A 22,409-nucleotide genomic window follows, 5' to 3' on the forward strand; every position below is an offset into this window, starting at 1 on the left:
CGTAAGCGCTGCGTTCTCACGCGCGGTGTGCTGATTGATGCGCCGAAACCGACACGCTTTGCCGTCCGCCCGCCGCCGTGGTCGCTCTGCGGAGCCGTTGCTGCACCGGAGACGGTCTGACAGAATCGCTCGCTGACGGCGCTTCTCCGTGCCGCTCTGACGATGCGCAAAAAGTGCGCAAGGCAACAGGAAATCCCAAATGAACATCCCTGCAAACTCCCCGATCCTTTCGGTTGCCACCCTGACAAACGGTCTACAAAAGATCACCCTGAAATCTGGCAAAACCATCACTGGGCTTTACGTCCCCGCCGCCTCGGCTTCTGCGGCCCACGCGGCAAAGTCCCTTCGATAGGGACTAGCACGTAACCGCCATCATGCAGGGGGCTGCCCGGCTTACAATGCGCTAAGCGGTGGCCTCCTGCATCGTCCGGTAAGCTGTGGACGTGGCGGACCTCGCAGTAGGGGCAGTCAAAGGCCAAGCCGCTCTCTGTTCGCTCGCATTCTATGATGGGAACACCGCCATTTTCACGGCGGCTTTCCTCGATCTCGGCCATGCATAGCAGGCGGTAGCGTTCGTATTCGTCCATGCTGTCGAGCATGGCGTGGAGTTGATCGAGCTTGGTGGTCATTGCCCCAAGCCTCCTTTCTTGAGTAGTTCCAGAGATGGGATGTCAACCTCGTCTGAGAGCTTCCAAAGCTTGTCGTTTATCCTTCCGCGTTGTGTAAGCTCCAAATCTTCAAGCTCCTCCAGAGCGCGCGCAACTGTGCTTCGTGGGATATGGGCGGCCTTCACAATATCCTCACGCTGCATCGCCTTTTCTTCGAGCAGGGCCAGCATGATGGCGAGGCGGCGTTGCTCGATGCTGTCGCGGGCGCAGCGCATAGCCGCCCGCATAGCCGCCTCACGGCTTAGGCCGATTGCCATCCCGCCCCGCACAAGCTGCTTCAACTGCTTCAGGAAGCGGGTTGGCTGCTCCGGTTCGTACATGCCAAGGAAGACGCCATCCTCCCGCCTAGCGGGCGTTCTCATCAGGGTGGCGATGTCAGCCACGTCTAGCAAGCGGTCCTCGTCCTCAACGGTAAGGGCGGGCAGGCTTTCCGGCTCGACGGCCTCTAGCAGCCCGGTCACGCACTCCGAAAGCTCGGCCCGCATTTGGACTTCATGTTCGCTATTGTCCCTCGCTTGGCGACCCTTCTCACGCCGATTTCGCCGGCCATCCAGCCGTACAAGCATGAAGCGTTCGCCCATCTGGCTTATTACCCCATAATGGCGGTCATACTCTGAGGTGGAGGCTCCTATGATTGTGATGCGGCCTTCCCATTCTGTAGTTCTGCCGCCATCAGCGCCGGAGCTTCTGATCCAATACCCGTCGTAGATTTCCCGCAGTGCGGCTAGTATCTCCTGGCGGGCTTCGTAGGGACGGCTTAAGACGCTGGTGAAATCTTTCAGTATCAGTATTCCCCGATTACCCATCTTTCTGAGTATGCCGCCCGTACCGCCTTCCGCCTCTTTCTTGGGCGTGTGGCTCATGAGGGAGGATGCATTCGTCAAATGGCTTTCGAAGAAAGCCCCTTCCCTGAGCGACGTTACAGTTTCGGTTTTTCCGTCGCCGGAGCCGCCTATAATCATCAGCCAGACGGCCTCACCATCCAATTGTTGAACAGCGGCGGTTGCTAGAACGATGTCGAGGAATTCTAGATCATAGGCATCACTGAGCCACCGACGAAAGGTTTTTTGGACCGCTCGAAGTCTTTCCGCTTGCGGATTTGTGTCATGGTTAAGCTCAGCGGGAGGAGAAATCCCCGCTTGACTTCCGGAATCTGTCGGTGTACTCTCGCGTTGCATATGGAAATCCGACTGGCTGCTACAGGTTGCGGTTTCTATTTCTCCAGTAAAGGGGCCCTAGAGTTGCTGCTAGGGCCCTTTTTCTTGGGCTATTCCGCCTTCTCCTCTAGCGCCTCAACACGCTCCGCCAGCGTCACAAGCTCCGAATTTTCGGACGCTTCGAGCGCGCCAACTCGCTGGTGCAGATTGGACAACACGTGCAGGACGCCAGCCACGAACTTGCGCTGTGTGTCGGCGGTCCACGGGTTCGGCTCCTGCTCCGGTTGGGGCTGGGCTTGGCTATGCAAGTTCATCGTTCTCACTCCTGTTGTCTCCACTCTCGATAAGGTCCAGCCACGCGTGATAATCGCGGAGTCGGACAAGGGTGCTGCGGCCATGCTTGAAGGTGCGCAGACGGCCTTTTTGGATTTCCTCGTACACTTTCGTCTTCTGGAAGGGTGCCATGCGGATCACTTCCTTGAGCCGCAGCAATTGCCGCGCGGGGTCGCCCATCGTGATTTCCGCTTGAAGGTCGGCTAGCCCTTTGAGGGCGCTATCTATCGTGTCGTGTGTGGGGGTTGCCATCAAACAAGCCTCCGATAGGCACACTGAGTGCGCCGTTGTGGATCGGGTGGCCCCCTGAGGGGACCGTTTCGCTTGTTTGTTGGGGTTATTTTCAGCCTGCGTATGAGGCCGCCCCGTCATGGCTATTGTGCGGAATATCCGTTTCCGCCGAAGACCGTTCTAGCACGGTGCACCGCGCGATGTCTTTGCAAAATTTCATTGTTTTGATGCAAGAAAACCGTGCCTTTCACGCAATCCATGCATGATCTATGCACGCCACACAGTGAAAACTCCCTGTTTGTGCGCTAATTGCAGGAAGCGCGCAAAAAGAAGGCCCCTGTTCGGGGCCAATCGTACACGCTCCTGGACGAAGCACGATTTTAAGCATGCACGGGACGAAGTTGCCGCACGTTGTCAGCCTCGACAAGCCCAACCAGCACGCGCAACCGGTTGTCCCATGCGGCTAGCGCCTGCTCAACGCGAGGGTCAAGCTTCGGCCTCACATAACGGCGTACGAGCGTGATGGTTGCTGCTGTCCCGCGTTGATGCCCGAGAACCGATGCAATCGTGTCCAGCGGGATTTCCAACTGCTCATCCATCTGCGTGGCGACCGTGCGGCGCAGATCGTGCGATGTGAAATGGGCGCAGGGCAGCTTGCGCTTATCGAGGGCTTTGCCCAGGTCGGTTGCTAAAAGTGGGCGATCCGACATAGCAGCTCGGAACAGCGGACCTTTGACCCATATATCAAGCTGCCTTTCCACGATCTCGCGGGCGAGGCCGACCAACGGCGTCACGCGCTCACGTTTGTTCTTCGACCGGGCGGCGGGAAGTGTCCAAAGGAGCTTTGTTTCGCCGTCCGCGTCTGGCTCGGTTTCGTGAAGTTCCGCCGCCGTCATTCCGCCGATCTCACCAATCCGCGCCCCGGTGCATAGCTGCAAGCGAAGGGCTGCAATACAGTCTGGCGGCATCGCTGCCGCTCCGGCATCGAACCATTCCCACAGCGCCTTAATCTCGTTGGGTGTGGGCTGCTCCTTCGCGTCACGCTCACCGCCTGTGAGCACCCGCTCACGTGGCTCGCCCCGGCCGTAGGTCTCCGTGCCGTCAACCGGATTGTGCGTCACATAGCCTTTCGAGAGGCCCCAACGGTACATCGTGCTGATCTGCTGGCGGCTAATCTCGGCTGCCCGCGCATGGCCCTTGTTATAGATAGCATCGAGCAACGCACTCATATCGCTGCGCGTGAGGCTGTCGGCCTTCCTGTCGAGGTGCGGTTTCAGCACCCTGCGCAGACGCTTCATAATGTCATCCGCTGTGCGCAGTGGGCCACCGTTGCGCTTCGGATGGGTGATTGACTTCTCATATTCGTCTAGCAGGAACGAGACGGTTTTTTCCGTCTGTTTGGCACGCCGTGCTTCGTCCTCTTCTGCGATCAAATCCCGGCCTTTGCTGGCAGCATTCATGATGTCGGCAGCGCGCTTGCGCGCATCTGCAAGCGTCCAAACGCCGTAGGCTCCGAGGGAGAGGCTCTTTGTTCCGGCCGCACCGCGAATGCGATACGACATGACGAATGTCTTACTTCCGGCTGGAGTGACGCGGAGCATCAATCCCGGCTGCTGCTCGTCTCCGACGCGATAAGCCTTTGCCGAGGGCTTCTGTGCATTGATGAATGTGTCTGTGAGCTTCTTCTTCATTATCCCTGCTCCCGTCCAAGTGTTGTGTAGCAACAATATAGGACCTGGGAGAGTCGCTGCCTACTGGGGAAAAAGCCGCCCTCTCGGCGCTTGCTTGTCGTCCCGCGCCTCAAGAGGTACTCTTTGCACTTGGGAGGGCTAGTCATGATTAGGCTATCGCTACTGCTGGGCTGCATGATCGCGGGCAGTTGCGCAGGTACAAACGTTATTCAGACATCCGAAAACACCGCTATTGTGCAAGCGAGCGCCGCCCCCATTTGCGGCGGCATCGGCGCGGCACGGGTAGCGCAAAAGCAGGCTGCTATCGCAACGCTCCAAGCGGGCTTTGATCGCTATGTGATTATGGGATCAAGTGCTGCCAACAACACTCGCGTTTCCCAGGGTCCCGGCACCTATCAAACGACCGGCATCTATGGCGGCGGCATGATGAACGCCACGACCGTGTATCAGCCCGGCCCCGTCATCCATTCGGGCAGCCACGACCAGGCATTCGCGGTAAGGATGTTTCGTGAAGGCGAGCCGGGGGCGGCACAGGCCATCTCTGCACGCAATGCGCTCGGGCCGGAGTGGGAGAAGGCGGTGGAATCGGGATCGCTGGCGACGTGCCTCTAGGTCAAGGCCGACTGTTTGCAACTCTGTAATATGCGGGAGGGGGGATCATGTTTGGCCGAAATCGACGCAAGGCCACTGAGCATACCATCCAAGCCATTCAGCCGTTGATTGCCACCTACCAAAACTTTAGCGGCCTTCCGCCGCATTTTTGGCGAGATGAATTCGTTCTCGGCTTCATCGGGGTCATGATCGGCTTTCACGGCAGTGTCACCTCGGGTCGATCATTGTCCCAAGCTGACAAGGGTTATCTTCTCTATGACGTCTTCACCGCCCTTTCAAACATGAACGGGCAAGCTATCGGCAGGGACTACACCCGCCTTGCTACGCAATCTCCCAAAAGCCCGGATTTTGAGAAAGGCGCCCATCACGCATCAATTTGCGCCCTCGCTTCTATCGGAAAGATAACTGAGGAAGGCCAGCCCTACTACGAGCAAGCTGAGGAGATGGCGGCAGCGCAGGGAACGCCTAACGATGTTGGTGCTATAATCGGCTCCCTTCTGCACATACTCTTCTATCAGCCTTTGCAAGAACGGTTCGACTTAGGCTCCCCCTAGCCGCACTCCGTCCCCTGCTGACCCAAAATTTTCTCAGATTTGCCAGTGCGCCTATGCCCTAGAGCAGGGTGCCAAGGGGCCAACCCACCCCCTCCGCAGGGTGCGGCTGTAGCAACGCTATGGCAACATTTCGGGCGGCTCTCGGCGGTCTGCGGCGGATGCTAGCGGAGCCTCAACGCCTTGCGCTGCAACGGTTTGCGGAGCGTGACGAACACGGGCGGAACGCCCGGAAGCTGGTCACGTCACACCTCCCTCGGCGCCGTGCCACGCTCGGGAAAAGCCCGCCGGCGCCGGACCTTTTTTTGCCCCATCGCCACCGCCGACTATGCGCTCGCCGCGCCCAGGCCGCAAGGTCTGCGGCGCGCCCGTATTTGCGGTCCGCCGCCCTTCACCGTATATAAAAAGGAAAGCTGTATATACGGAACCGCCGCCATGGGCATGTCCATCAGAAATCCGGAAGTGGAACGCCTCGCCCGCGAACTCGCCGCCCGCCGCGGCATCTCCAAGACCGAAGCGATCCGCCAGGCGCTGGCGCACGAGGTCGAGCGCGAGCGGCTGGTTGCGAAACCGCCCGATCCCGAACGGCACGAGCGGCTGAACCGCATCATCCGGCAGGCATCGCGTCTGCCAGTCCTCAGCGACCTGAGCGAAGACGAGATTCTCGGCTACGACGAGCACGGCATACCGACGCGATGATCGTCGATTCCTCCGCCGTCGTTGCGGTTATCCTCGACGAGCCTGAGCGGGCGGCATTCCAGGCACTGATCGAGACGACCGCCTCTGTAGGCATGGCCGCACCGGGCCTGATCGAGACGTCGATGGTGCTTGCTACGCGCCGGGGCCCGGCGATACTCGACCTCTTGGACGAGTTCCGCCGCGAGGCGCAGATCGCCATCCTCCCATTTACCGAAACACACGCCATAGCCGCCCGCGAAGCCTTCCTGCGCTACGGCAAGGGCCGGCATCGCGCCGGCCTGAACTATGGCGATTGCATGTGCTATGCCGTTGCCAGGCTCGAAGGCATGCCGCTCCTCTTCAAGGGCGACGATTTCCATTTCACCGACATCGAGCCGGCCCTCCCCCGCCCCTGAGAGGAAAAGGCCCGGCGCAACCCGCCGGGCCAGGTTCGCCAAGACGCCGCGTCAGTGCGAGCTCAGGATAAAACGGCGGTTCTGGGAAACGATCGGCCGGGCGTTGGCCGGATAGAGCGCCGTGAACCGCTCGATGTCGGCGGCGGTCACCTCAACCGGCTCCCTGGCCACCATCCAGTCGACGTTCTCGCTGCATGGCGGCGTCGTCAGCGAGCCTTCATAGGTCCAGTAGCGCAGGGAAGTCGGCAGAAGGCCGTTGGGATCGACCTTATCGACGGACACCTGCGCGCCTTCCCGCGCCGGGAAAACCGCGGCAAGCCCCGCGAAGGTCGTGTTGGCTGCGCCCGGCGTCAGGAACACGGCAAGCACGCCGAGGGCCCCGGTGTCGCGGTCCTTGTGCACGAAATGCGCCTCCATGGGAAAGGTCCTGCCTTCCACATGATGTTCGCTGGGCGCGTGGAAATGGAACTGCAGCAGGTCGTATTTCCTGCCGCCGCGCGCGAGCGTGCTGCCGGCGGGCATGTCGACCTGGATGGTGTGACCGTTGTTGACCATCACGCCGCCGCCCTTGTGCCAGCCGATGGAGATGGGCGGCAGGTCCGCCTCGATGGTACCGGAAACGTCCACCGGCGACTGCTGCGAGCCGCCCGAGCAGACGAAATTCTTCCTGTCCAGCTCGGCCCAATGCCGCGGCCCTTCCCCGCCGGAATAGCTCCAGTGAACACCCGCCGCGCTGGCCGCTTTGACGCAGACCGGGCAGGCGCCCAACGCAATGAACCCCTTGATGAAATTACGCCGTTCCATAGGACTTTCTCCTTTTCACGAACGGAATCAATGAACTATGCACCGCCAAACCAGAGCGGAGCGCAATGCGCACCGGTAATCCTCCCAGATGGTGACGAAATCGCGGCGAACGGCTGCGGCCATGCTGCAGTGCGGCGAAAATTCGCACCCGCGAAAAGAAAAAGCCGGGCACGAGGCCCGGCTTTGGGAATGTTTGGATTGAGACGCGGCCTTCTAGTTACCTAGAGCACGGTAATGAATTGAAGCCGGGTCGTGTGGATGGCAATCCGCCCTCGTGGTTCGACAAGCTCACCATGAGGGCTGGCATTTACGCTCGTCCTTCGACATCGAAGCTTGTACAGCGTCGGTCTGCCTTCACCCTCATGGTGAGCTTGTCGAACCACGAGGGTGAAGGCACGCACCCGACTACACCTGAATTCATCTCGTTTTAGCTGTCGAGGAAGCTCCTGAGCTTCCGCGAGCGGCTCGGATGCTTGAGCTTCCTGAGCGCCTTTGCCTCGATCTGGCGGATGCGCTCGCGGGTAACCGAGAACTGCTGGCCCACCTCTTCGAGCGTGTGGTCGGTGTTCATGCCGATGCCGAAGCGCATCCTCAAGACGCGCTCCTCGCGCGGCGTCAGCGAGGCGAGCACCCGCGTCGTCGTCTCGCGCAGGTTCGCCTGGATCGCCGCATCGATCGGCAGCACCGCCATCTTGTCCTCGATGAAGTCGCCGAGATGCGAATCCTCCTCGTCGCCCACCGGCGTCTCGAGGCTGATCGGCTCCTTGGCGATCTTCAGCACCTTGCGCACTTTTTCGAGCGGCATGGCGAGCTTTTCCGCCAGCTCCTCCGGCGTCGGCTCGCGGCCGATCTCGTGCAGCATCTGCCGGCTCGTGCGCACGATCTTGTTGATCGTCTCGATCATGTGCACGGGAATGCGGATGGTGCGCGCCTGGTCGGCGATCGACCGCGTGATCGCCTGCCGGATCCACCACGTCGCATAGGTCGAGAACTTGTAGCCGCGCCGGTACTCGAACTTGTCCACCGCCTTCATCAGGCCGATATTGCCTTCCTGGATGAGGTCCAGGAACTGCAGGCCGCGGTTCGTGTACTTCTTGGCGATGGAGATGACGAGGCGCAGGTTCGCCTCCACCATCTCCTTCTTGGCGATCGCCGCCTCGCGCTCGCCCTTCTGCACCTGGTTGACGATGCGGCGGAACTCGCCGATGGAGATCGCCGTCTCCTGGGCGAGGTTCTGGATCTCCGTGCGCAGCGCCTCGATCGTGTCGGCCTCGTTCTTGGTGAACTCCTTCCAGCCGCGGCTGGTCAGCTTGGCCACCGCGCCGGTCCAGTTCGGGTCCAGCTCCGATCCCTGATAGGCCTTGAGAAAATCCTCGCGCCGCACGCCGTAGCTTTCGGCGAGGCGGAGAAGCCGCCCCTCGTTCTGCACCAGGCGCTTGTTGATGTCGTAGAGCTGCTCGACCAGCGTCTCGATGCGCTGGTTGTTGAGCGACAGCGACTTCACGGACGTGATCAGTTCGCCCTTGAGCTGCTTGTAGCGGCGCTCCTGGCCGGCCGAAAGGTTGTCGCCGTCGGAGAGCCGGCTTTCCACCTGCTGGTCCTGCAGCTTGCGCAGCTTGGCGTAGGTGTCGGCGATGAAGTCGAGCGTCTCCATGACGGCGGGCTTCAGCTCCGCTTCCATGGCGGCCAGCGACAGGTTGGCCTCGTCTTCCTCGTCGTCCTCTTCCTCGGCGCTGCTTTCACCGCCGACATCGGTGATGTCGTCGTCGCGCGCCCGCTTCGGCTTCTCTTCCGCCGGCTTGGCGTCCTCGTCCGGCCGCGTCACCACCGGCGCCTGCTTGGCCTCAGGGCCGGCATAGGTGGCTTCCAGGTCGATGATCTCGCGCAGCAGGATCTTGCCGTCGTTGAGCTCGTCGCGCCAGATGATGAGCGCTTGGAAGGTCAGCGGGCTCTCGCACAGCCCGGCGATCATGGTCTCGCGGCCGGCCTCGATGCGCTTGGCGATGGCGATCTCGCCCTCGCGCGACAGAAGCTCCACCGAGCCCATCTCGCGCAGGTACATGCGCACGGGGTCGTCGGTGCGGTCCGTCGGCTCTTTCTTGGTGGCCGTGGTGGCAATGGCGGTGCCGGTCTGTGCCGTCAGCTCGGTGCTTTCCTCCTCGCCTTCGGAGGAGTCGTTGTCCTCGCCCGCCTCGTCGTCCTCGACGACGTTGATGCCCATGTCGGAGAGCATCGCCATCGTGTCCTCGATCTGCTCGGACGAAACCTCGCCCGAGGGGAGAACGGCGTTCAGCTCGTCCATGGTCACATAGCCGCGCTTCTTGGCGGCCTTGATCATCTTCTTGACAGCGTCGTCCGAAAGGTCGAGCAGAGGGCCGTCGGCGCTCTCGCGTTCCGTTTCGACTTCTTCTTTTTCCTTGGTTGTCGCCATGCCTTGCTTTCTCCAACCGGCTCGCGCCTCATGCGTCACCACGCCGCATGATTCGCGCATTCACCAGGCTCTAGCCGCTGCAGCGTTAACGCCCGGCTAACCTTAACATCTATAGCGGGCCTTGCGGCCGTCCATGCCGTGCGCCGTTCTCGTTCGTTTTCCGCCCAGCCGAATCGATCCTGATTCCTTCAATCGGCGCCGAGGTCAAGCCGCTGTGCCATGATTCGCATGAAAAAAGCGAATCACCCGCCCTTTGCCGGCGATCCGCTTTGGGGGCGACATCACGACCGCCCGGCGCGCCCGGAGAGGAGTCCGAACCCCTCGATCAGCGCTTCCGTCGCTTGCACATTGCGCAACTCGGCCTGAATCTCCACCAGATGCCGATAGTTCTCTTCAGTCGGTTCGTTGGCGAGCGCCAGCTCGGCCGCTTTGAGCTCCTTATGTAGAAAGCCGGCGCTGCGGTGCAAGTGCAACGCTTGAAGAAACGCCTCGCGCGCGTCCTCCAGCGCCGCTTCCGGCAGTGCCGGCCACTGGTTGGCCCGCCGCACCAGCATCTCCGCCTGTTCCAGCGCCCCGCCGGCGCCAGCGGCCGTTAGCGCCTCCCTCAGCGCCTCCCGCTCGTGCGCCACCCCGTGGGCGAGCGCGTCGAGCAGAGCCGAGCGCAGGCGGACGAGTTCGGCGCTCGCCAGCGCCATTATCTCCACCGCGTCGAAATGCTCGTCGATGAGTGCGGGATGGTTGATGAGCGCCACCATGATGGCCGCCTCGCGCAGCGGCATGTGCCCGCCCGCCGAGCGCACCAGGCCCGACCGCGCCAGGCTTTCCGAGACCGCGAGCCTGCCCGCCGCCGCCCCCGGCCTGCCCTGCTGCTGCCTGCCGCCGAAGCCGCGTTGGTCGCCGCGCCTTCCCTGCCGCGCCGCTCCGAAAAAGGTCTGCACCCGCTCGCGCAATTCCTGCGCGTAGTGGCGCCGCACGCTCTCGTCGCGGATACGGCCGGACAGCGCCCTTAAGTTCTGCTCCAGCTCGGCCCGCCGCTCCGGCGTGTCGAACACCCGCCCCGATGTCTCGCGCATCCACAGGATGTCCGCCAAAGGCCGCGCCTCGGCCACCAGCGCGTCAAACGCCTCGCGGCCCGCCTCGCGCACCAGGTCGTCCGGGTCCTTGCCCTGCGGCAAAAGCGCGAAGCGCAGCGTGCGCCCCGCCTGCACCATGGGCAGCGCCATATCGGCGGCCCGCCACGCCGCGCGCAGGCCCGCCTCGTCGCCGTCGAAGCACAGGACCGGTTCCCCCGTCATGCGCCACAGGAGTTCCAACTGATATTCCGTCAGCGCCGTGCCGAGCGGCGCCACCGCGTTCTCCACCCCCACCTGGGCGAGCGCGATGACGTCCATATAGCCTTCCACCGCCACCACCGGCCCGCCGCGCGCCGCCTTGCGCGCCCGCGCGAGATTGTAGAGCACACGGCCCTTGTGGAAGAGCTCCGTGTCCGGCGAGTTCATGTATTTGGCCGGCACGTCGGAGGAGAGCGCCCGCCCGCCGAAGGCGATCACATGCCCGCGCACATCCTCGATGGGAAACATGATGCGCCCGCGGAACCAGTCGTAGGAAACGGCGATATCCGGTCCGTGCCGCACCAGCCCGCACACCTCGATCTCGTTCTTCCCCACCCCCTTGCCGGCCAGGAACTCCTTGAGCGCATTGCGGCTATCCGGCGCAAAGCCGAGCCGGAAAGCCTGCTGCGTCGCCGACGAGATCCCCCGCCCGCGCAAATAAGCCCGCGCCTCCGCCCCGCCGGGCCCCTGCATGCTGTCCTGGAAGAAGCCGGTCGCCATCTCCATCACGTCCGTGAGGCTCGCCCGCTCCTTCTCCTTACGCTCGGCTTCGGGGTCGCGCGCCGGCATCGGCACGCCCGCCATCTCCGCCACCCGCTCCACGGCTTCCGGAAAGCTCATCCCGTCGAGCTCCGTCAGAAAGCGGAAATGGTCCCCCGAAACCCCGCAGCCGAAGCAGTGGTACCGCCCCTTCCGGTCCTCGCAATGAAAGCTCGGCGTCTTCTCCCCGTGAAACGGGCAGCACGCCCAATAGTCGCCGCGCGCCGCGTTGGTCTTGCGCTTGTCGAAGGTGACGCGCTGCCCCACCACCTGCGAAATGGGCACGCGGTCACGGATCTCGTCCAGGAAGCTGGTGGGAAAGCGCATGGTCGACCGTTAGGGTTTGTCTATCGTCTATACATGAGAAGATCGACCGCCACGACGACAAAAGAAGCCTGTGCCCGCTTTTCACATTACAGCGCCGTGCGTCCTTTTGGACGCACAAAGGACGCTGTAAACTATTGAACCTGCGCAATCGTGCTTCCGAAACCGATTCCGGTTTTCGGGCCGATGCTGTAGGTGTTGGTTCACATTTCAGACGCGTGATATGGTGCAACCATGAACCAGACAACACTAAAAGCAGTCCTCGAGCAAGCCGAGCATTGGGCGGAGGAGGACCGGCAAGACCTGGCCGACTACGCTCGTGTGATCGAGGCACGTCGAACCGGCACATACCGCGTGAGCGAAACTGAACGCGAAGCGTTGACCAAGTCACTGAAAGAAGCCGATCGGGGCGAATTCGCCACCGACGCCATGATTTCAGCCGCCGCCAAACGCTTCGATAGATGAAGGTTCGCTACACGCGGCAAGCGTTTCGCGACCGCGAACGTATTCTCGATTATCTGGAAACACGGTCACGCAGCGGCGCCCGCAACGTGAAGACGCGGCTGGATTCTGCGGTGGTCTTGCTGTCGGAGCAGCCGACTGCCGGCACCGTTACCGACGTGCTGAATGTCCGCGTTCTGTTCGTCGGCCACTATCCCTATAAGATATTTTACCCCGTCAAGACGGGTACCATCGAGATCCTGCACATTCGGCATACCTCCAGACGCCCGAGCGAGTACATTTGACGATTTTCCACAGCCCTCCGCCTCACGCGACGCTCGCCACCACCGTAAGCGTCCGTCTTTTGACCCCGAGAAGGGCGTCGATCTGGTTGAGCGTGACCGGAGACGAGAAAAGGAAACCCTGCAGCTCGTCGCAGCCGACCTGCTTGAGGTAGTCGCTCTGCTCCCGCGTCTCGACGCCTTCGGCCGTGGTGCGAAGCCCGCGGGCGCGGGCAAGATGGATCATCGCCTGCACGATCGCCTCGTCGCCGCTCAGCCGCCCGAACCCCTGGACGAAGCTGCGGTCGATCTTGATCCGGTCGACCTGAAGCTGCTTCAGCCGGCCGAGCGAGGAGAAGCCGGTTCCGAAATCGTCGAGCGCGATCTGCACGCCCATCTCCCGCAAAGCCCTGATGTTCTGCTCGCAATGACCGATATTGTCCGATACGGCGCCTTCCGTCACCTCGATCTCCAGCCGTTCGGGACGGAGCCCGCAGTCGCTCAGCGTATCGGCCACCCTGGCCGCGAAGCCGGGATTGCGCAGTTCGATCACCGAGGTGTTGACCGAGATCGTGACGTCCGGCCACAGAACGGCCGCCTTGCAGGCCTCCCGCAGCACCAATTCGTCGAGCGCCTCGATAAGCCCCGTCTCCTCGGCCACCGGCACGAAGACCGTGGGCGAGATCCACCCCTTGGACGGATGGTTCCAGCGCAACAGCGCCTCCACACACGTGATCCGCATATCCGTGGCGGCGTAGCGGGGCTGGTAGTGGATGCTGATCTCGTCTCCCCGGCCCATCGCCAGCCGCAAGTCGCGCTCGATGTCGCGGCGCGTCTGCAGCATGGCATCCATGGCGTTGCCAAAGATGGCATAGCGGCCGCGCCCGGCGCTCTTGGCATGGTAAAGGGCGATGTCCGCCTTCCGGGTGAGCTCCGTCCGCTCCGCGCCATGCGCCGGGGCGAACGCCACGCCGATGCTCACGCCTGAAAAGACCTGATGGCCCTCGATCTCGAACGGCCGCTCCGATGTCGCGACGATCCGTTCGCACAGGGTCTCCACCTCCTTCGCCTGCCGCAGCCTCGGCTTGATCACGATGAACTCGTCGCCGCCGATGCGCGCCACCGTGTCGCCCTCGCCCGTCAGCGCCTTCAACCTCTCGCCGAACTCCTTGATCACCATGTCGCCCGCGGGATGGCCCAGCGTATCGTTGACCTGCTTGAACCGGTCGAGGTCGAGATAGAGCACCGCCACTTTCCTGCCCACGTCCCGGACCCCCCGCAGCGCCGCATCCAGCTTTTGGTCGAACAAGGCCCGGTTCGGCAGCCCGGTAAGCGGATCGTGCAGGGCGAGAAACGTCATCCTGGCCTCGCTCGCGGCCAGCTTCCTCGACCGCTGGCTGATGACGAGAAGGAGCGTGGCGATGGTCACGAGCACCAGCACCAGAAACCCGAGGAGCACCGGGGCGAGCCGGGAAAGCACCGCCGCCCCCGGCCTGTAGGGCCGCCAGATGAAGTAGCCGATCACCTCTTCCGAGGCAGCCGTCAAAGGCAGCGCCTCCTCGCCCTCCCCCGCGTCCTCGTCCCAGGCAAAGCGCATTCCCTCGAAGAGATAGTCACCCTCCAGCTCCGCCACGAAATCGCCGTCCAGATATCTGACGGCGATATGCAGATACTCCTCCCCCGGCGTCTGCTCGATCTCTTCGGTATCGGAGATGATCGGCTTGACGCTGACAATGGCCGGATGGCCCTCGACCACCATCAGGTCGGTCGCACCGGGGCTCAGGAAGCGGCCGCCGACTCCCTCCATATCTCCCGTGCGCATCTTTTGACGAAGCGCCCGGATCAGCGGCGCGGCCGGCCCGGCAAGCGCGGCAAAGCCGCCCTCCCCCGTGTCCGCGTCGACGGAGAAGGCGGCCACGAGCCCATCCGTCGAATTGAGGATATAGGCTGCGTCGTGGCCGAAATAGGTGTGCATCCAGCTTCCCATGTTGTAGTCGATCCACTCCAGATCGCTGCCGTCCCTGACGGCATTCAGGGCATCGTCCCAGACCGTGACGCTTTCCTGGTTGTAGGCGACCGTCGCCTGCATCTGCGACACCACCAGCCCCACCAGCCCCTCCTGCCGCTCCAACGCGACATTGTCGGCCTCCACGCTCGACCACATGAGAATCCCCGCCACCGCCACGCTTACCGCGGCGGCGATCGCAAAGACCGGAATGACGATTTTTGTAGTGAAGGAACCAAAGAGCGCGGAAAGCCGCATTAGCCGTACCCCCAGGGAATCGAGCGGCACCGTGCGGCAGAAATCTTTAAGCTTGGATTGACGGCTTAAGACAAGTTGAAGCTTTCACAGCCGCCGACACCGGTTTTGGCGGCGGAACGGATGCGCAAATCGCCGCAGCCGCCGCTTGACTGGCAGGTTGGGCCGGTGGCGTGAGGGTGCGGAAATACCGGCGGTGTCAGTTTGAATTTCGGCTCGCGGCCCGCTGCGGGCATTGGCGAGGGATGCTGTAAACGGCTCGGTTTGAGGAGATTGCGGAGGTCATTTCTCGCCCTTCGAAGGGTTCCCGACTTCCGGCTCATGTCACTGACGACTCCAGGCGTCATCAAGAGCCGTCACTCAAACCAGTTCGCGTTGACCTCTTGGCGTTGTGATCGTTGCTCGGATTTGAGCCGTCGGGCCGGTGGAGATGGTAACGCGATCGTCGGTGAAAACGGGGGCAAGCACCTCGGCAAGGCGAACACCTTCCGGATGCGTGATATCGAGTCGTTCAAGCCGACAGCCTCGATCCACCATACGCAATGAGGGATGCGGGCCCCTCGGCCATTCTAAGAGGGTCGGGAAAGCGCCGCCGAACGGCATCGATCCGTCGTCCGGCACGGAAATTAGCCAGGAGAGAGCCCCACGCGTGACACCCACGGCTTCGCCGGCCACTCCCTCAACCTGGCGGAGCGCCCGGGCAAGATCGGGAACACGAGCCACCCAACTGATAAGCTGTGGGGAACTCCTGAGACGCGTACGCATTCTCAAATCGTCAAGCGCAAACCAACGCGCCCGTCGCGGCACGGCCTTGGGGTCGGGCGCAATGACCTCAAGGAACTCTTTGTCGCCAAGTCGCATCAGATGGTTGTGCGTGCCCATCAACGGATGGGCGCCACCGGGCGGCACCTCAACACCTAGTGTGCTCTGGATATAGGCAACACCCTCTTCGAGCGTCAGCGCCGCAACCGTGAGATGATCTAACTCTAATGAAACGCACGGCGCTGTCATTCCGACGCTCCGGGCTTGGCTTTGGTGGCCCATGCACGATCCCGAACGACACTGCATATCTGGAATCTATAGTCGCTGAAAAAGCTCTCGACCCCGCGCCTTTTCGCCTTGGCATGCTCGGGGTGAATGCGCCATTCGCGTAGGGCTTCCTCGGATTCGAACTCGACGATCGTCACCCGCTCCCCATCTTCTGCGATGAAACCTTTGTGGGAGATGTAGCCGGGGATGGTCCGCGCCAGCTCGCTCATGCGCCTTGCCATTGGATCGTATTCCTCCTCCACACCGGGATTGAGTCGGCTGCGAAATACTGTGACGATCATCGGGGGCATCCGTGCGTAAGATTGGATTGAATTTGCGGCTTTCAGGTGCTGACTGCCACAAACTTTCAGAATACCGCGGGAAGATGCGCTCCCTCTTTATATAAATCAAATGCATATTTTATATAATTATTATGCTAAAAGCGCATTATGCTAATTTGGCCTTCAGCTCGCTCACCAACAACTCAATAGCGGGATCGAACCGCCCAGACGCGGCATTTCGGATTAGGGCCACGGTCACTGGTAAAGTAAAATCCAGCATGTCTAGGATTTGAAGCTTATGACGATGCGGGCTGTGCTCGAACTGACGACGAGGAACAAGCCCCAACCCTCCACTATGGGCAAGCAGCGAAAGTTGAAGGTCTTCGCCGAAGACCTCGGCCGCAATGTGGATAGGCAGTTGCAGCCGATCGAACGATTTCACGAGAGCAGCCCGGCAGCCGCATCCAGGTGGGTTCAGGAACCAGCCTTCTCCTGCAAGGTCGCGGAGCCGCCATGGATTGCCGTCCCGCTTTCTCTGTCCCCAGGAAGCGGCAACGACCACAACCTGCTCTGATCCGAGGGGTATTCGAGACAACCCTGTCGGGACCATATGCGCATCCGTCAGCAGGCCGACTGAGCAATCTAGCGCACCGCTACGCACATCCTCGATAAGGTTCGTGGTCCAGTTCGAACTGACTTGCAATCTGATCCGTGGGAACGACTGCCGCAGGGCATCGAGCGGCGACGTCAATACCATCTCGCCGAGGCCGTGAGCAATGCCTGCTTTCAGGTTGCCGGCAGGATCGGCGGCATTCGTCGTGCAAGCCTCCAGTTCAGCCACAGCGGTCAGAACTCGTCTGCAATATTCGAGTACATGGCCCCCGTGAGAGGTAAGGACGGCCGGTTTCACCGCTCGATTGAATAGAGGCGTGCCCCCGGTAGCGGCCTCGAAATTCTGGATACGCCGGGTTGTTGCTGGCTGTGTGAGATTAAGCCGAACGGCGGCGCGGTTCACGGAGCCGCTCTCGGCGACTGCCACGAAAGCTTCGATGTCCTGTAGGTTCATAAGCCGAAAGCATAATGTAAAAATGTATATTCAGGTAGCGCATATCCTCCAGAAGCGTGAATGGTTCGAAATTCGAGGTTAGCGAGAACCTTGTATCGGTCGGTAGGTTCTCTACCTACACCGGCTTTGGAGGCCGGAATTCAGATCTCTGGAAAGTCCCCATCCCGCACCCCAGCCGGCAGAGGCGCTCGGGCGCCCATGGCAACCACGAGCAGGCACACCCCGACCGCGCAGCCTGCCTAGCTCTACAGTTGCGCTTCACGCCGCGCCCCTTCGCGCCCCCCTCTGTCCTGCCGGACATCTCCCCCACAAGGGGGGAGATTGGCGGTCACGAGCGATTTCGCCAATCGTCAATAGCAGGATAGGTGCCGGAGCCAGCGGCCAGCGCAATCTCCCCCCTTGCGGGGGAGATGTCCGGCAGGACAGAGGGGGGCGCGAAGGGGCGCGGACATTTCATGCAACTTTAATGCCCGGCCGCGGCATTCCCCGCCTGCCGCTCCCTACAGAACCCAGTCAAACGCGCGCTTCAATTCCGCCGCCCCGTCCTTCTCATACCAGCGGCCATGGGCGATGATGATGCGTTCCGGGTCCCAGGCGATCATTCTTTCGACCGCCGCCTTGAGCGCCGGCTTTTCCTTTGCATAGGTCAGCCGCATGTCGCGCGGCATCTGGCCGTCCGGGTCCAGGACGCCGCCCAGATAGGCGAGCCAGCGCATCGGCCGGCCGAGCTTGTCCGCCTCGAAATTCTCGATGAGATCCGTCAGCACCAGCGTCCGGCTGGCACGGTGGAAGAACGCGACCTCCGTCATGAAGCTGCCGGCGACGGGCAGCGTGTCGATCTCCCCGTCCCACGGATAGCCGCTCTCGCCGGCAAGCTCCCGCGCCGTAAAGTCGATGCGCGCGCCCGCCTGCTCGCGGATGCGCGGGGCGAGCCAGACCTGCGCCTGGCCATAAACTGCGCGCCAGTCCGGTATCCACCAGTAGTGGATGCGGTTCGGCCCGATGATGAAACGCACCTCTCCCATCGCCGCGATCTCCCGCCGCAGCCCCTCGGTAAGCGGCGTCGGCGAATGAATGAAGAGGCCGCCGTCCTTAAGCCGGATCACCGTCATGCGTGTGGGAAACGGCATTTTCGGCCACGGCATGCCGAAGCGGATTGTCGGACCGTCGACGATCCACACATCCTCGCACACGGGCTTCAGCGTATTGAGCGGCGGATAGGTGGTTTCATGCTCTGCCATGGCAGCAAGCATGCACCGCCGCCCCCCGCCGGGCAACAACGTGCCTCAGAGCAATTCCAGGAAAAGTGGAAACCGGTTTTCCGTCCGCAATTGCGACAAAGCAAAGAGCTGGACCAGTTCATCGATTCCGTGAAACGATGAACTGGTCTAGGCGCATTTTCGGGGTTCCGTAGCTGCCCGCCATTGCCTATAAGGCCCGCCTAGCCTGACAGTTTTGACTTCCCTGCGACGGGGGCGGCGTGCCCGCCCACGCCCGAGCCACGGACGGACCCTCCATGCCCAAGCGCACCGACATCAAGTCGATCCTGATCATCGGGGCCGGCCCCATCGTCATCGGCCAGGCCTGCGAGTTCGACTATTCAGGCACCCAGGCCGTCAAGGCGCTGAAGGAGGAAGGCTACCGCGTCATCCTGGTCAACTCCAACCCGGCCACCATCATGACCGACCCGGAGCTGGCCGACGCCACCTATATCGAGCCCATCACCCCAGAAGTCGTCGCCAAGATCATCGCCCGCGAGCGGCCCGATGCCCTGCTGCCCACCATGGGCGGCCAGACCGCGCTCAACACCGCCCTGTCGCTCCGCCGCATGGGCGTGCTCGACCGCTACAATGTCGAGATGATCGGCGCCAACGCCGAGGCCATCGACATGGCCGAGGACCGCAAGCTCTTCCGCGAAGCGATGAGCCGCATCGGCCTCGAAACCCCCAAATCCAAGCTTGCCAACGCAACGGACGTGAAGGAGGAGGACCGCAAGACCCACGAGGCCCAGCGCACCGAACTGCGCGCCCAATATTCCGGCGCCGAGCTCGACGCCGCCCTCGACGCGCTGGAGACCGAATGGCAGCTCGGCGAGGGCGACCGCAAGCAGCGCTACATGTCCCACGCCATGGCCGTCGCCGCCACCGCGCTCGACCATGTGGGCCTGCCCGCCATCATCCGCCCCTCCTTCACGCTCGGCGGCACGGGCGGCGGCATCGCCTACAACCGCTCGGAGTTCTTTGAGATCGTCGAGCGCGGCCTCGACGCCTCGCCCACGACCGAAGTCCTCATCGAGGAATCGGTGCTGGGCTGGAAGGAGTACGAGATGGAGGTCGTCCGCGACAAGGCGGACAACTGCATCATCATCTGCTCCATCGAGAATGTCGATCCGATGGGCGTCCACACCGGCGATTCCATCACCGTCGCCCCCGCCCTCACGCTCACCGACAAAGAATACCAGATCATGCGCAACGCCTCTATTCGCGTCCTGCGCGAGATCGGGGTCGAGACCGGCGGCTCCAACGTCCAGTTCGCCGTAGACCCGGCGACCGGCCGCCTCGTCGTCATCGAGATGAACCCGCGCGTCTCCCGCTCCTCCGCGCTCGCCTCCAAGGCCACCGGCTTCCCCATCGCCAAGATCGCGGCGAAACTCGCCGTCGGCTACACGCTCGACGAATTGGAGAACGACATCACCGGCGGCGCCACCCCCGCCTCCTTCGAGCCCTCCATCGACTACGTGGTGACAAAAATCCCCCGCTTCGCCTTCGAAAAGTTCCCCGGCTCCAGCGCGGTGCTCACCACCGCCATGAAGTCCGTCGGCGAGGTCATGGCCATCGGCCGCACCTTCGCCGAATCGCTGCAGAAGGCGCTGCGCGGCCTTGAGACCGGCCTCACCGGCCTCGACGAGATCGAGATCCCGGGCCTCGGCGAAAACGGCGACGACCCCGACGACAAGAACGCCATCCGCGCCGCCCTCGGCACCCCCACGCCCGACCGCCTGCGCATGGTGGCGCAGGCGATCCGCATGGGCACCTCGGTTCCCGAGGTCCACGCCATGTGCCAGATCGACCCCTGGTTCCTGGAGCAGATCGCCGCCATCGTCGCCATGGAAGAGCGCATCCGCGAGCACGGCCTGCCTGAGGACGCCGCCAATTTCCGCATGCTCAAGTCGATGGGCTTCTCCGATTCCCGCCTCGCCTCATTGGTGAGGAAAGAGACGGAAGAGATTCTGAAGATTCGCAAATCCCTCGGCGTCCACCCGGTCTTCAAGCGCATCGACACCTGCGCCGCCGAGTTCGCCGCCCCCACCGCCTACATGTACTCCACCTACGAGACCCCGTTCGCAGGCCACCCCGCCGACGAAGCCCGCGTCTCGGATCGCAAGAAGGTCGTCATCCTCGGCGGCGGGCCCAACCGCATCGGCCAGGGCATCGAGTTCGACTATTGCTGCTGCCACGCCGCCTTCGCGCTCCACGAGGCCGGCTTCGAATCCATCATGGTCAACTGCAACCCGGAGACCGTCTCCACCGACTACGACACCTCCGACCGCCTCTATTTCGAGCCCTTGACGCCCGAAGACGTCCTCGAAATCCTGCGCGCCGAGCAGGCCGCCGGAGAGCTCGTCGGCGTCATCGTCCAGTTCGGCGGCCAGACCCCCTTGAAGCTCGCCGACGCGCTGGAAAAGGCCGGCATCCCCATCCTCGGCACTGCCCCCGACATGATCGACCTTGCCGAAGACCGCGACCGCTTCCAGAAGCTCCTCGTCAAGCTCGGCCTGAAACAGCCCAGGAACGGCATCGCCTTCTCCGTCGAGCAGGCCCGCGTCGTCGCTTCCGAACTCGGCTTCCCCCTCGTCGTCCGCCCCTCCTACGTGCTCGGCGGCCGCGCCATGCAGATCATCCACGACGAGAGCCGCCTGCAGTCCTACCTCCTCGACACGGTCCCCGGCCTCGTCCCGGAGGAGATCCGCCAAAAGTACCCCGCCGACAAGACCGGCCAGATCAACACGCTCCTGTCGAAAAACCCCCTCCTCTTCGACACCTACCTGACGGAGGCGATCGAGATCGACGTCGACTGCCTCTCCGACGGCAGACAAGTCTTCGTCTCCGGCATCATGGAGCACATCGAGGAGGCCGGCATCCACTCCGGCGACAGTGCCTGCTCGCTGCCCGTCCACTCCCTCTCCCCCGACCTCGTCGACGAGCTCGAACGCCAGACCGCCGCCCTCGCCCGCGCCCTTCAGGTCGGCGGCCTCATGAACGTCCAGTACGCGGTCAAGGACGGCGAGGTCTACGTGCTCGAGGTCAACCCCCGCGCCTCCCGCACGGTGCCGTTCGTCGCCAAGACCATCGGCAAGCCCATCGCCAAGATCGCCGCCCGCATCATGGCCGGCGAGGCCCTCGAAGACGCCTTCGCCCACTACGGCGCCATGCCCGACGTGCGCAATCCCGGCCACATCGCCGTCAAGGAAGCCGTCTTCCCCTTCGCCCGCTTCCCCGGCGTCGACACCCTCCTCGGCCCCGAGATGAAATCCACCGGCGAGGTCATGGGCCTCGACCACGACTACGCCCTCGCCTTCGCCAAGGCCCAGCTCGGCGCCGGCGTGGACCTCCCCCGCTCCGGCACCCTGTTCGTGTCCGTCCGCGACGCCGACAAGCCCCGCGTCCTTCCCGCCGTAAAACGCCTCTCCGACCTCGGCTTCAAGATCCTCGCCACCGGCGGCACCGCCCGTTATTTACGCGAAAACGACGTCCCCGCCGAAAAGATCAACAAGGTCCTCGAAGGCCGCCCCCACATCGAAGACGCCATCCGCAACCGCCAGGTGCACCTCGTCTTCAATACGACGGACGGGCAGAAGGCGGTGTCGGATTCGAAATCGCTGAGACGCGCGACGCTGATGCAGAAGGTGCCGTATTATACGACGATGTCGGGGGCGCAGGCCGTGGTGGAGGCGATTGCGGCGTTGAAGGCGGGGAGCCTGGAGGTTCGGCCGCTGCAGGGGTACTTCTAACGAGTCACGAGCAGTAGCAAGAGTTGGCGGCAGCACTCAGGCAACTTGTCGGCGGGGGAAGACTCGGTTGGCTATCGCGCGCAAACTATCGTCTGCTATCAGCTCCGACTCCAAGCCTACGGATAGGTTGGAACCGGTACGCTGACGATAGTGGTTCCTAAGTCTTTTTAGGATTCTCTTTCCTGCAATGTTTTTTATTGGATCCCCATCCACTCTCCCTCGCATCGTGCGCGCTAACGCCCCCACATTGACCCTCGTATTCCCCCTCTTTCT

The 22,409-nt window shown here is 62.6% G+C and carries 20 protein-coding genes; 7 read left to right on the forward strand and 13 right to left on the reverse strand.

What is annotated here, in order from left to right:
- Window positions 1-287: 287 nt before the first annotated feature.
- From GM910_RS22045 to GM910_RS22065, 5 genes are all read right to left on the reverse strand, one after another.
- Window positions 288-629 carry a hypothetical protein gene (locus GM910_RS22045; protein WP_159591506.1) on the reverse strand — a complete coding sequence of 114 codons (342 nt, stop codon included), beginning with the start codon at window positions 627-629 and terminating at the stop codon, window positions 288-290.
- Window positions 626-1,846, reverse strand: coding sequence for an ArsR family transcriptional regulator (locus GM910_RS22050; RefSeq protein ID WP_159591509.1), 1,221 nt, complete (start codon window positions 1,844-1,846; stop codon window positions 626-628). Before GM910_RS22050 ends, GM910_RS22045 begins: the two co-directional genes overlap by 4 nt.
- A gap of 89 nt (window positions 1,847-1,935) precedes the next feature.
- A complete protein-coding gene (locus GM910_RS22055; protein ID WP_159591512.1) occupies window positions 1,936-2,139 on the reverse strand; it encodes a hypothetical protein in 204 nt (67 codons plus the stop codon).
- Entirely contained in the window at window positions 2,126-2,410 is a 285-nt protein-coding gene (locus GM910_RS22060) for a helix-turn-helix transcriptional regulator (protein ID WP_159591515.1), read from the reverse strand. The genes GM910_RS22055 and GM910_RS22060 overlap by 14 nt, the downstream gene beginning before the upstream one ends.
- A 359-nt stretch (window positions 2,411-2,769) precedes the next feature.
- Window positions 2,770-4,080: a tyrosine-type recombinase/integrase gene (locus GM910_RS22065; protein WP_159591518.1), complete on the reverse strand. Its 1,311-nt coding sequence runs from the start codon at window positions 4,078-4,080 to the stop codon at window positions 2,770-2,772.
- A 144-nt stretch (window positions 4,081-4,224) separates the two neighbouring features.
- On the opposite strand from GM910_RS22065, the gene GM910_RS22070 reads away from it, so the two are divergent.
- The 4 genes from GM910_RS22070 to GM910_RS22085 all read left to right on the forward strand — a co-directional run bounded on the left by GM910_RS22070 (window position 4,225) and on the right by GM910_RS22085 (window position 6,337).
- On the forward strand, window positions 4,225-4,692 hold the full coding sequence (locus GM910_RS22070; RefSeq protein ID WP_201285578.1) for a hypothetical protein: 468 nt from the start codon (window positions 4,225-4,227) through the stop codon (window positions 4,690-4,692).
- A 47-nt stretch (window positions 4,693-4,739) separates the two neighbouring features.
- Complete coding sequence (locus GM910_RS22075) at window positions 4,740-5,246, forward strand: hypothetical protein (RefSeq protein ID WP_159591521.1); 507 nt, start codon at window positions 4,740-4,742, stop codon at window positions 5,244-5,246.
- Window positions 5,247-5,678: 432 nt separating this feature from the next.
- A complete protein-coding gene (locus GM910_RS22080) occupies window positions 5,679-5,942 on the forward strand; it encodes a type II toxin-antitoxin system VapB family antitoxin (RefSeq protein WP_159591524.1) in 264 nt (87 codons plus the stop codon).
- Complete coding sequence (locus tag GM910_RS22085) at window positions 5,939-6,337, forward strand: type II toxin-antitoxin system VapC family toxin (RefSeq protein WP_159591527.1); 399 nt, start codon at window positions 5,939-5,941, stop codon at window positions 6,335-6,337. The genes GM910_RS22080 and GM910_RS22085 overlap by 4 nt, the downstream gene beginning before the upstream one ends.
- Window positions 6,338-6,388: 51 nt before the next feature.
- Here the strand turns inward: GM910_RS22085 and GM910_RS22090 are convergent, their stop codons facing one another.
- The 3 genes from GM910_RS22090 to dnaG form a co-directional block, all read right to left on the reverse strand.
- The gene (locus tag GM910_RS22090) at window positions 6,389-7,141 is read right to left on the reverse strand and encodes a carbonic anhydrase (protein WP_159591530.1); all 753 of its coding nucleotides are present in this window, start codon (window positions 7,139-7,141) and stop codon (window positions 6,389-6,391) included.
- Window positions 7,142-7,568: 427 nt separating this feature from the next.
- Window positions 7,569-9,572 carry an RNA polymerase sigma factor RpoD gene (gene rpoD, locus GM910_RS22095; RefSeq protein ID WP_159591533.1) on the reverse strand — a complete coding sequence of 668 codons (2,004 nt, stop codon included), beginning with the start codon at window positions 9,570-9,572 and terminating at the stop codon, window positions 7,569-7,571.
- Window positions 9,573-9,853: 281 nt separating this feature from the next.
- Window positions 9,854-11,770, reverse strand: coding sequence for a DNA primase (gene dnaG / locus GM910_RS22100; RefSeq protein ID WP_159591536.1), 1,917 nt, complete (start codon window positions 11,768-11,770; stop codon window positions 9,854-9,856).
- A 231-nt stretch (window positions 11,771-12,001) separates the two neighbouring features.
- Here dnaG and GM910_RS22105 point away from each other — a divergent pair, with 231 nt between their 5' ends.
- Together GM910_RS22105 and GM910_RS22110 are read left to right on the forward strand one after the other, a co-directional pair.
- Entirely contained in the window at window positions 12,002-12,232 is a 231-nt protein-coding gene (locus tag GM910_RS22105) for a hypothetical protein (protein WP_159591539.1), read from the forward strand.
- On the forward strand, window positions 12,229-12,513 hold the full coding sequence (locus tag GM910_RS22110; RefSeq protein ID WP_159591542.1) for a type II toxin-antitoxin system RelE/ParE family toxin: 285 nt from the start codon (window positions 12,229-12,231) through the stop codon (window positions 12,511-12,513). The genes GM910_RS22105 and GM910_RS22110 overlap by 4 nt, the downstream gene beginning before the upstream one ends.
- A 22-nt stretch (window positions 12,514-12,535) precedes the next feature.
- Here GM910_RS22110 and GM910_RS22115 read toward each other — a convergent pair whose 3' ends face one another.
- The 5 genes from GM910_RS22115 to GM910_RS22135 form a co-directional block, all read right to left on the reverse strand.
- Complete coding sequence (locus GM910_RS22115) at window positions 12,536-14,752, reverse strand: putative bifunctional diguanylate cyclase/phosphodiesterase (RefSeq protein WP_159591545.1); 2,217 nt, start codon at window positions 14,750-14,752, stop codon at window positions 12,536-12,538.
- A gap of 357 nt (window positions 14,753-15,109) precedes the next feature.
- Window positions 15,110-15,760 (reverse strand): VOC family protein, encoded by a 651-nt coding sequence (locus tag GM910_RS22120; protein WP_159591548.1) that lies wholly within the window; start codon window positions 15,758-15,760, stop codon window positions 15,110-15,112.
- On the reverse strand, window positions 15,757-16,080 hold the full coding sequence (locus GM910_RS22125; protein WP_159591551.1) for an antibiotic biosynthesis monooxygenase family protein: 324 nt from the start codon (window positions 16,078-16,080) through the stop codon (window positions 15,757-15,759). The genes GM910_RS22120 and GM910_RS22125 overlap by 4 nt, the downstream gene beginning before the upstream one ends.
- A 145-nt stretch (window positions 16,081-16,225) precedes the next feature.
- Window positions 16,226-17,125, reverse strand: coding sequence for a LysR family transcriptional regulator (locus GM910_RS22130; RefSeq protein ID WP_159591554.1), 900 nt, complete (start codon window positions 17,123-17,125; stop codon window positions 16,226-16,228).
- Between the two features lie 500 nt (window positions 17,126-17,625).
- Window positions 17,626-18,378, reverse strand: coding sequence for a DUF4336 domain-containing protein (locus GM910_RS22135; RefSeq protein ID WP_246226264.1), 753 nt, complete (start codon window positions 18,376-18,378; stop codon window positions 17,626-17,628).
- Between the two features lie 263 nt (window positions 18,379-18,641).
- Here GM910_RS22135 and carB point away from each other — a divergent pair, with 263 nt between their 5' ends.
- On the forward strand, window positions 18,642-22,136 hold the full coding sequence (gene carB / locus GM910_RS22140) for a carbamoyl-phosphate synthase large subunit (protein ID WP_159591557.1): 3,495 nt from the start codon (window positions 18,642-18,644) through the stop codon (window positions 22,134-22,136).
- Window positions 22,137-22,409: the final 273 nt, after the last annotated feature.

Origin of the sequence: Chelativorans xinjiangensis (assembly GCF_009812055.1) — a bacterium.
Taxonomy (GTDB): Bacteria; Pseudomonadota; Alphaproteobacteria; order Rhizobiales; family Rhizobiaceae; genus Chelativorans; species Chelativorans xinjiangense.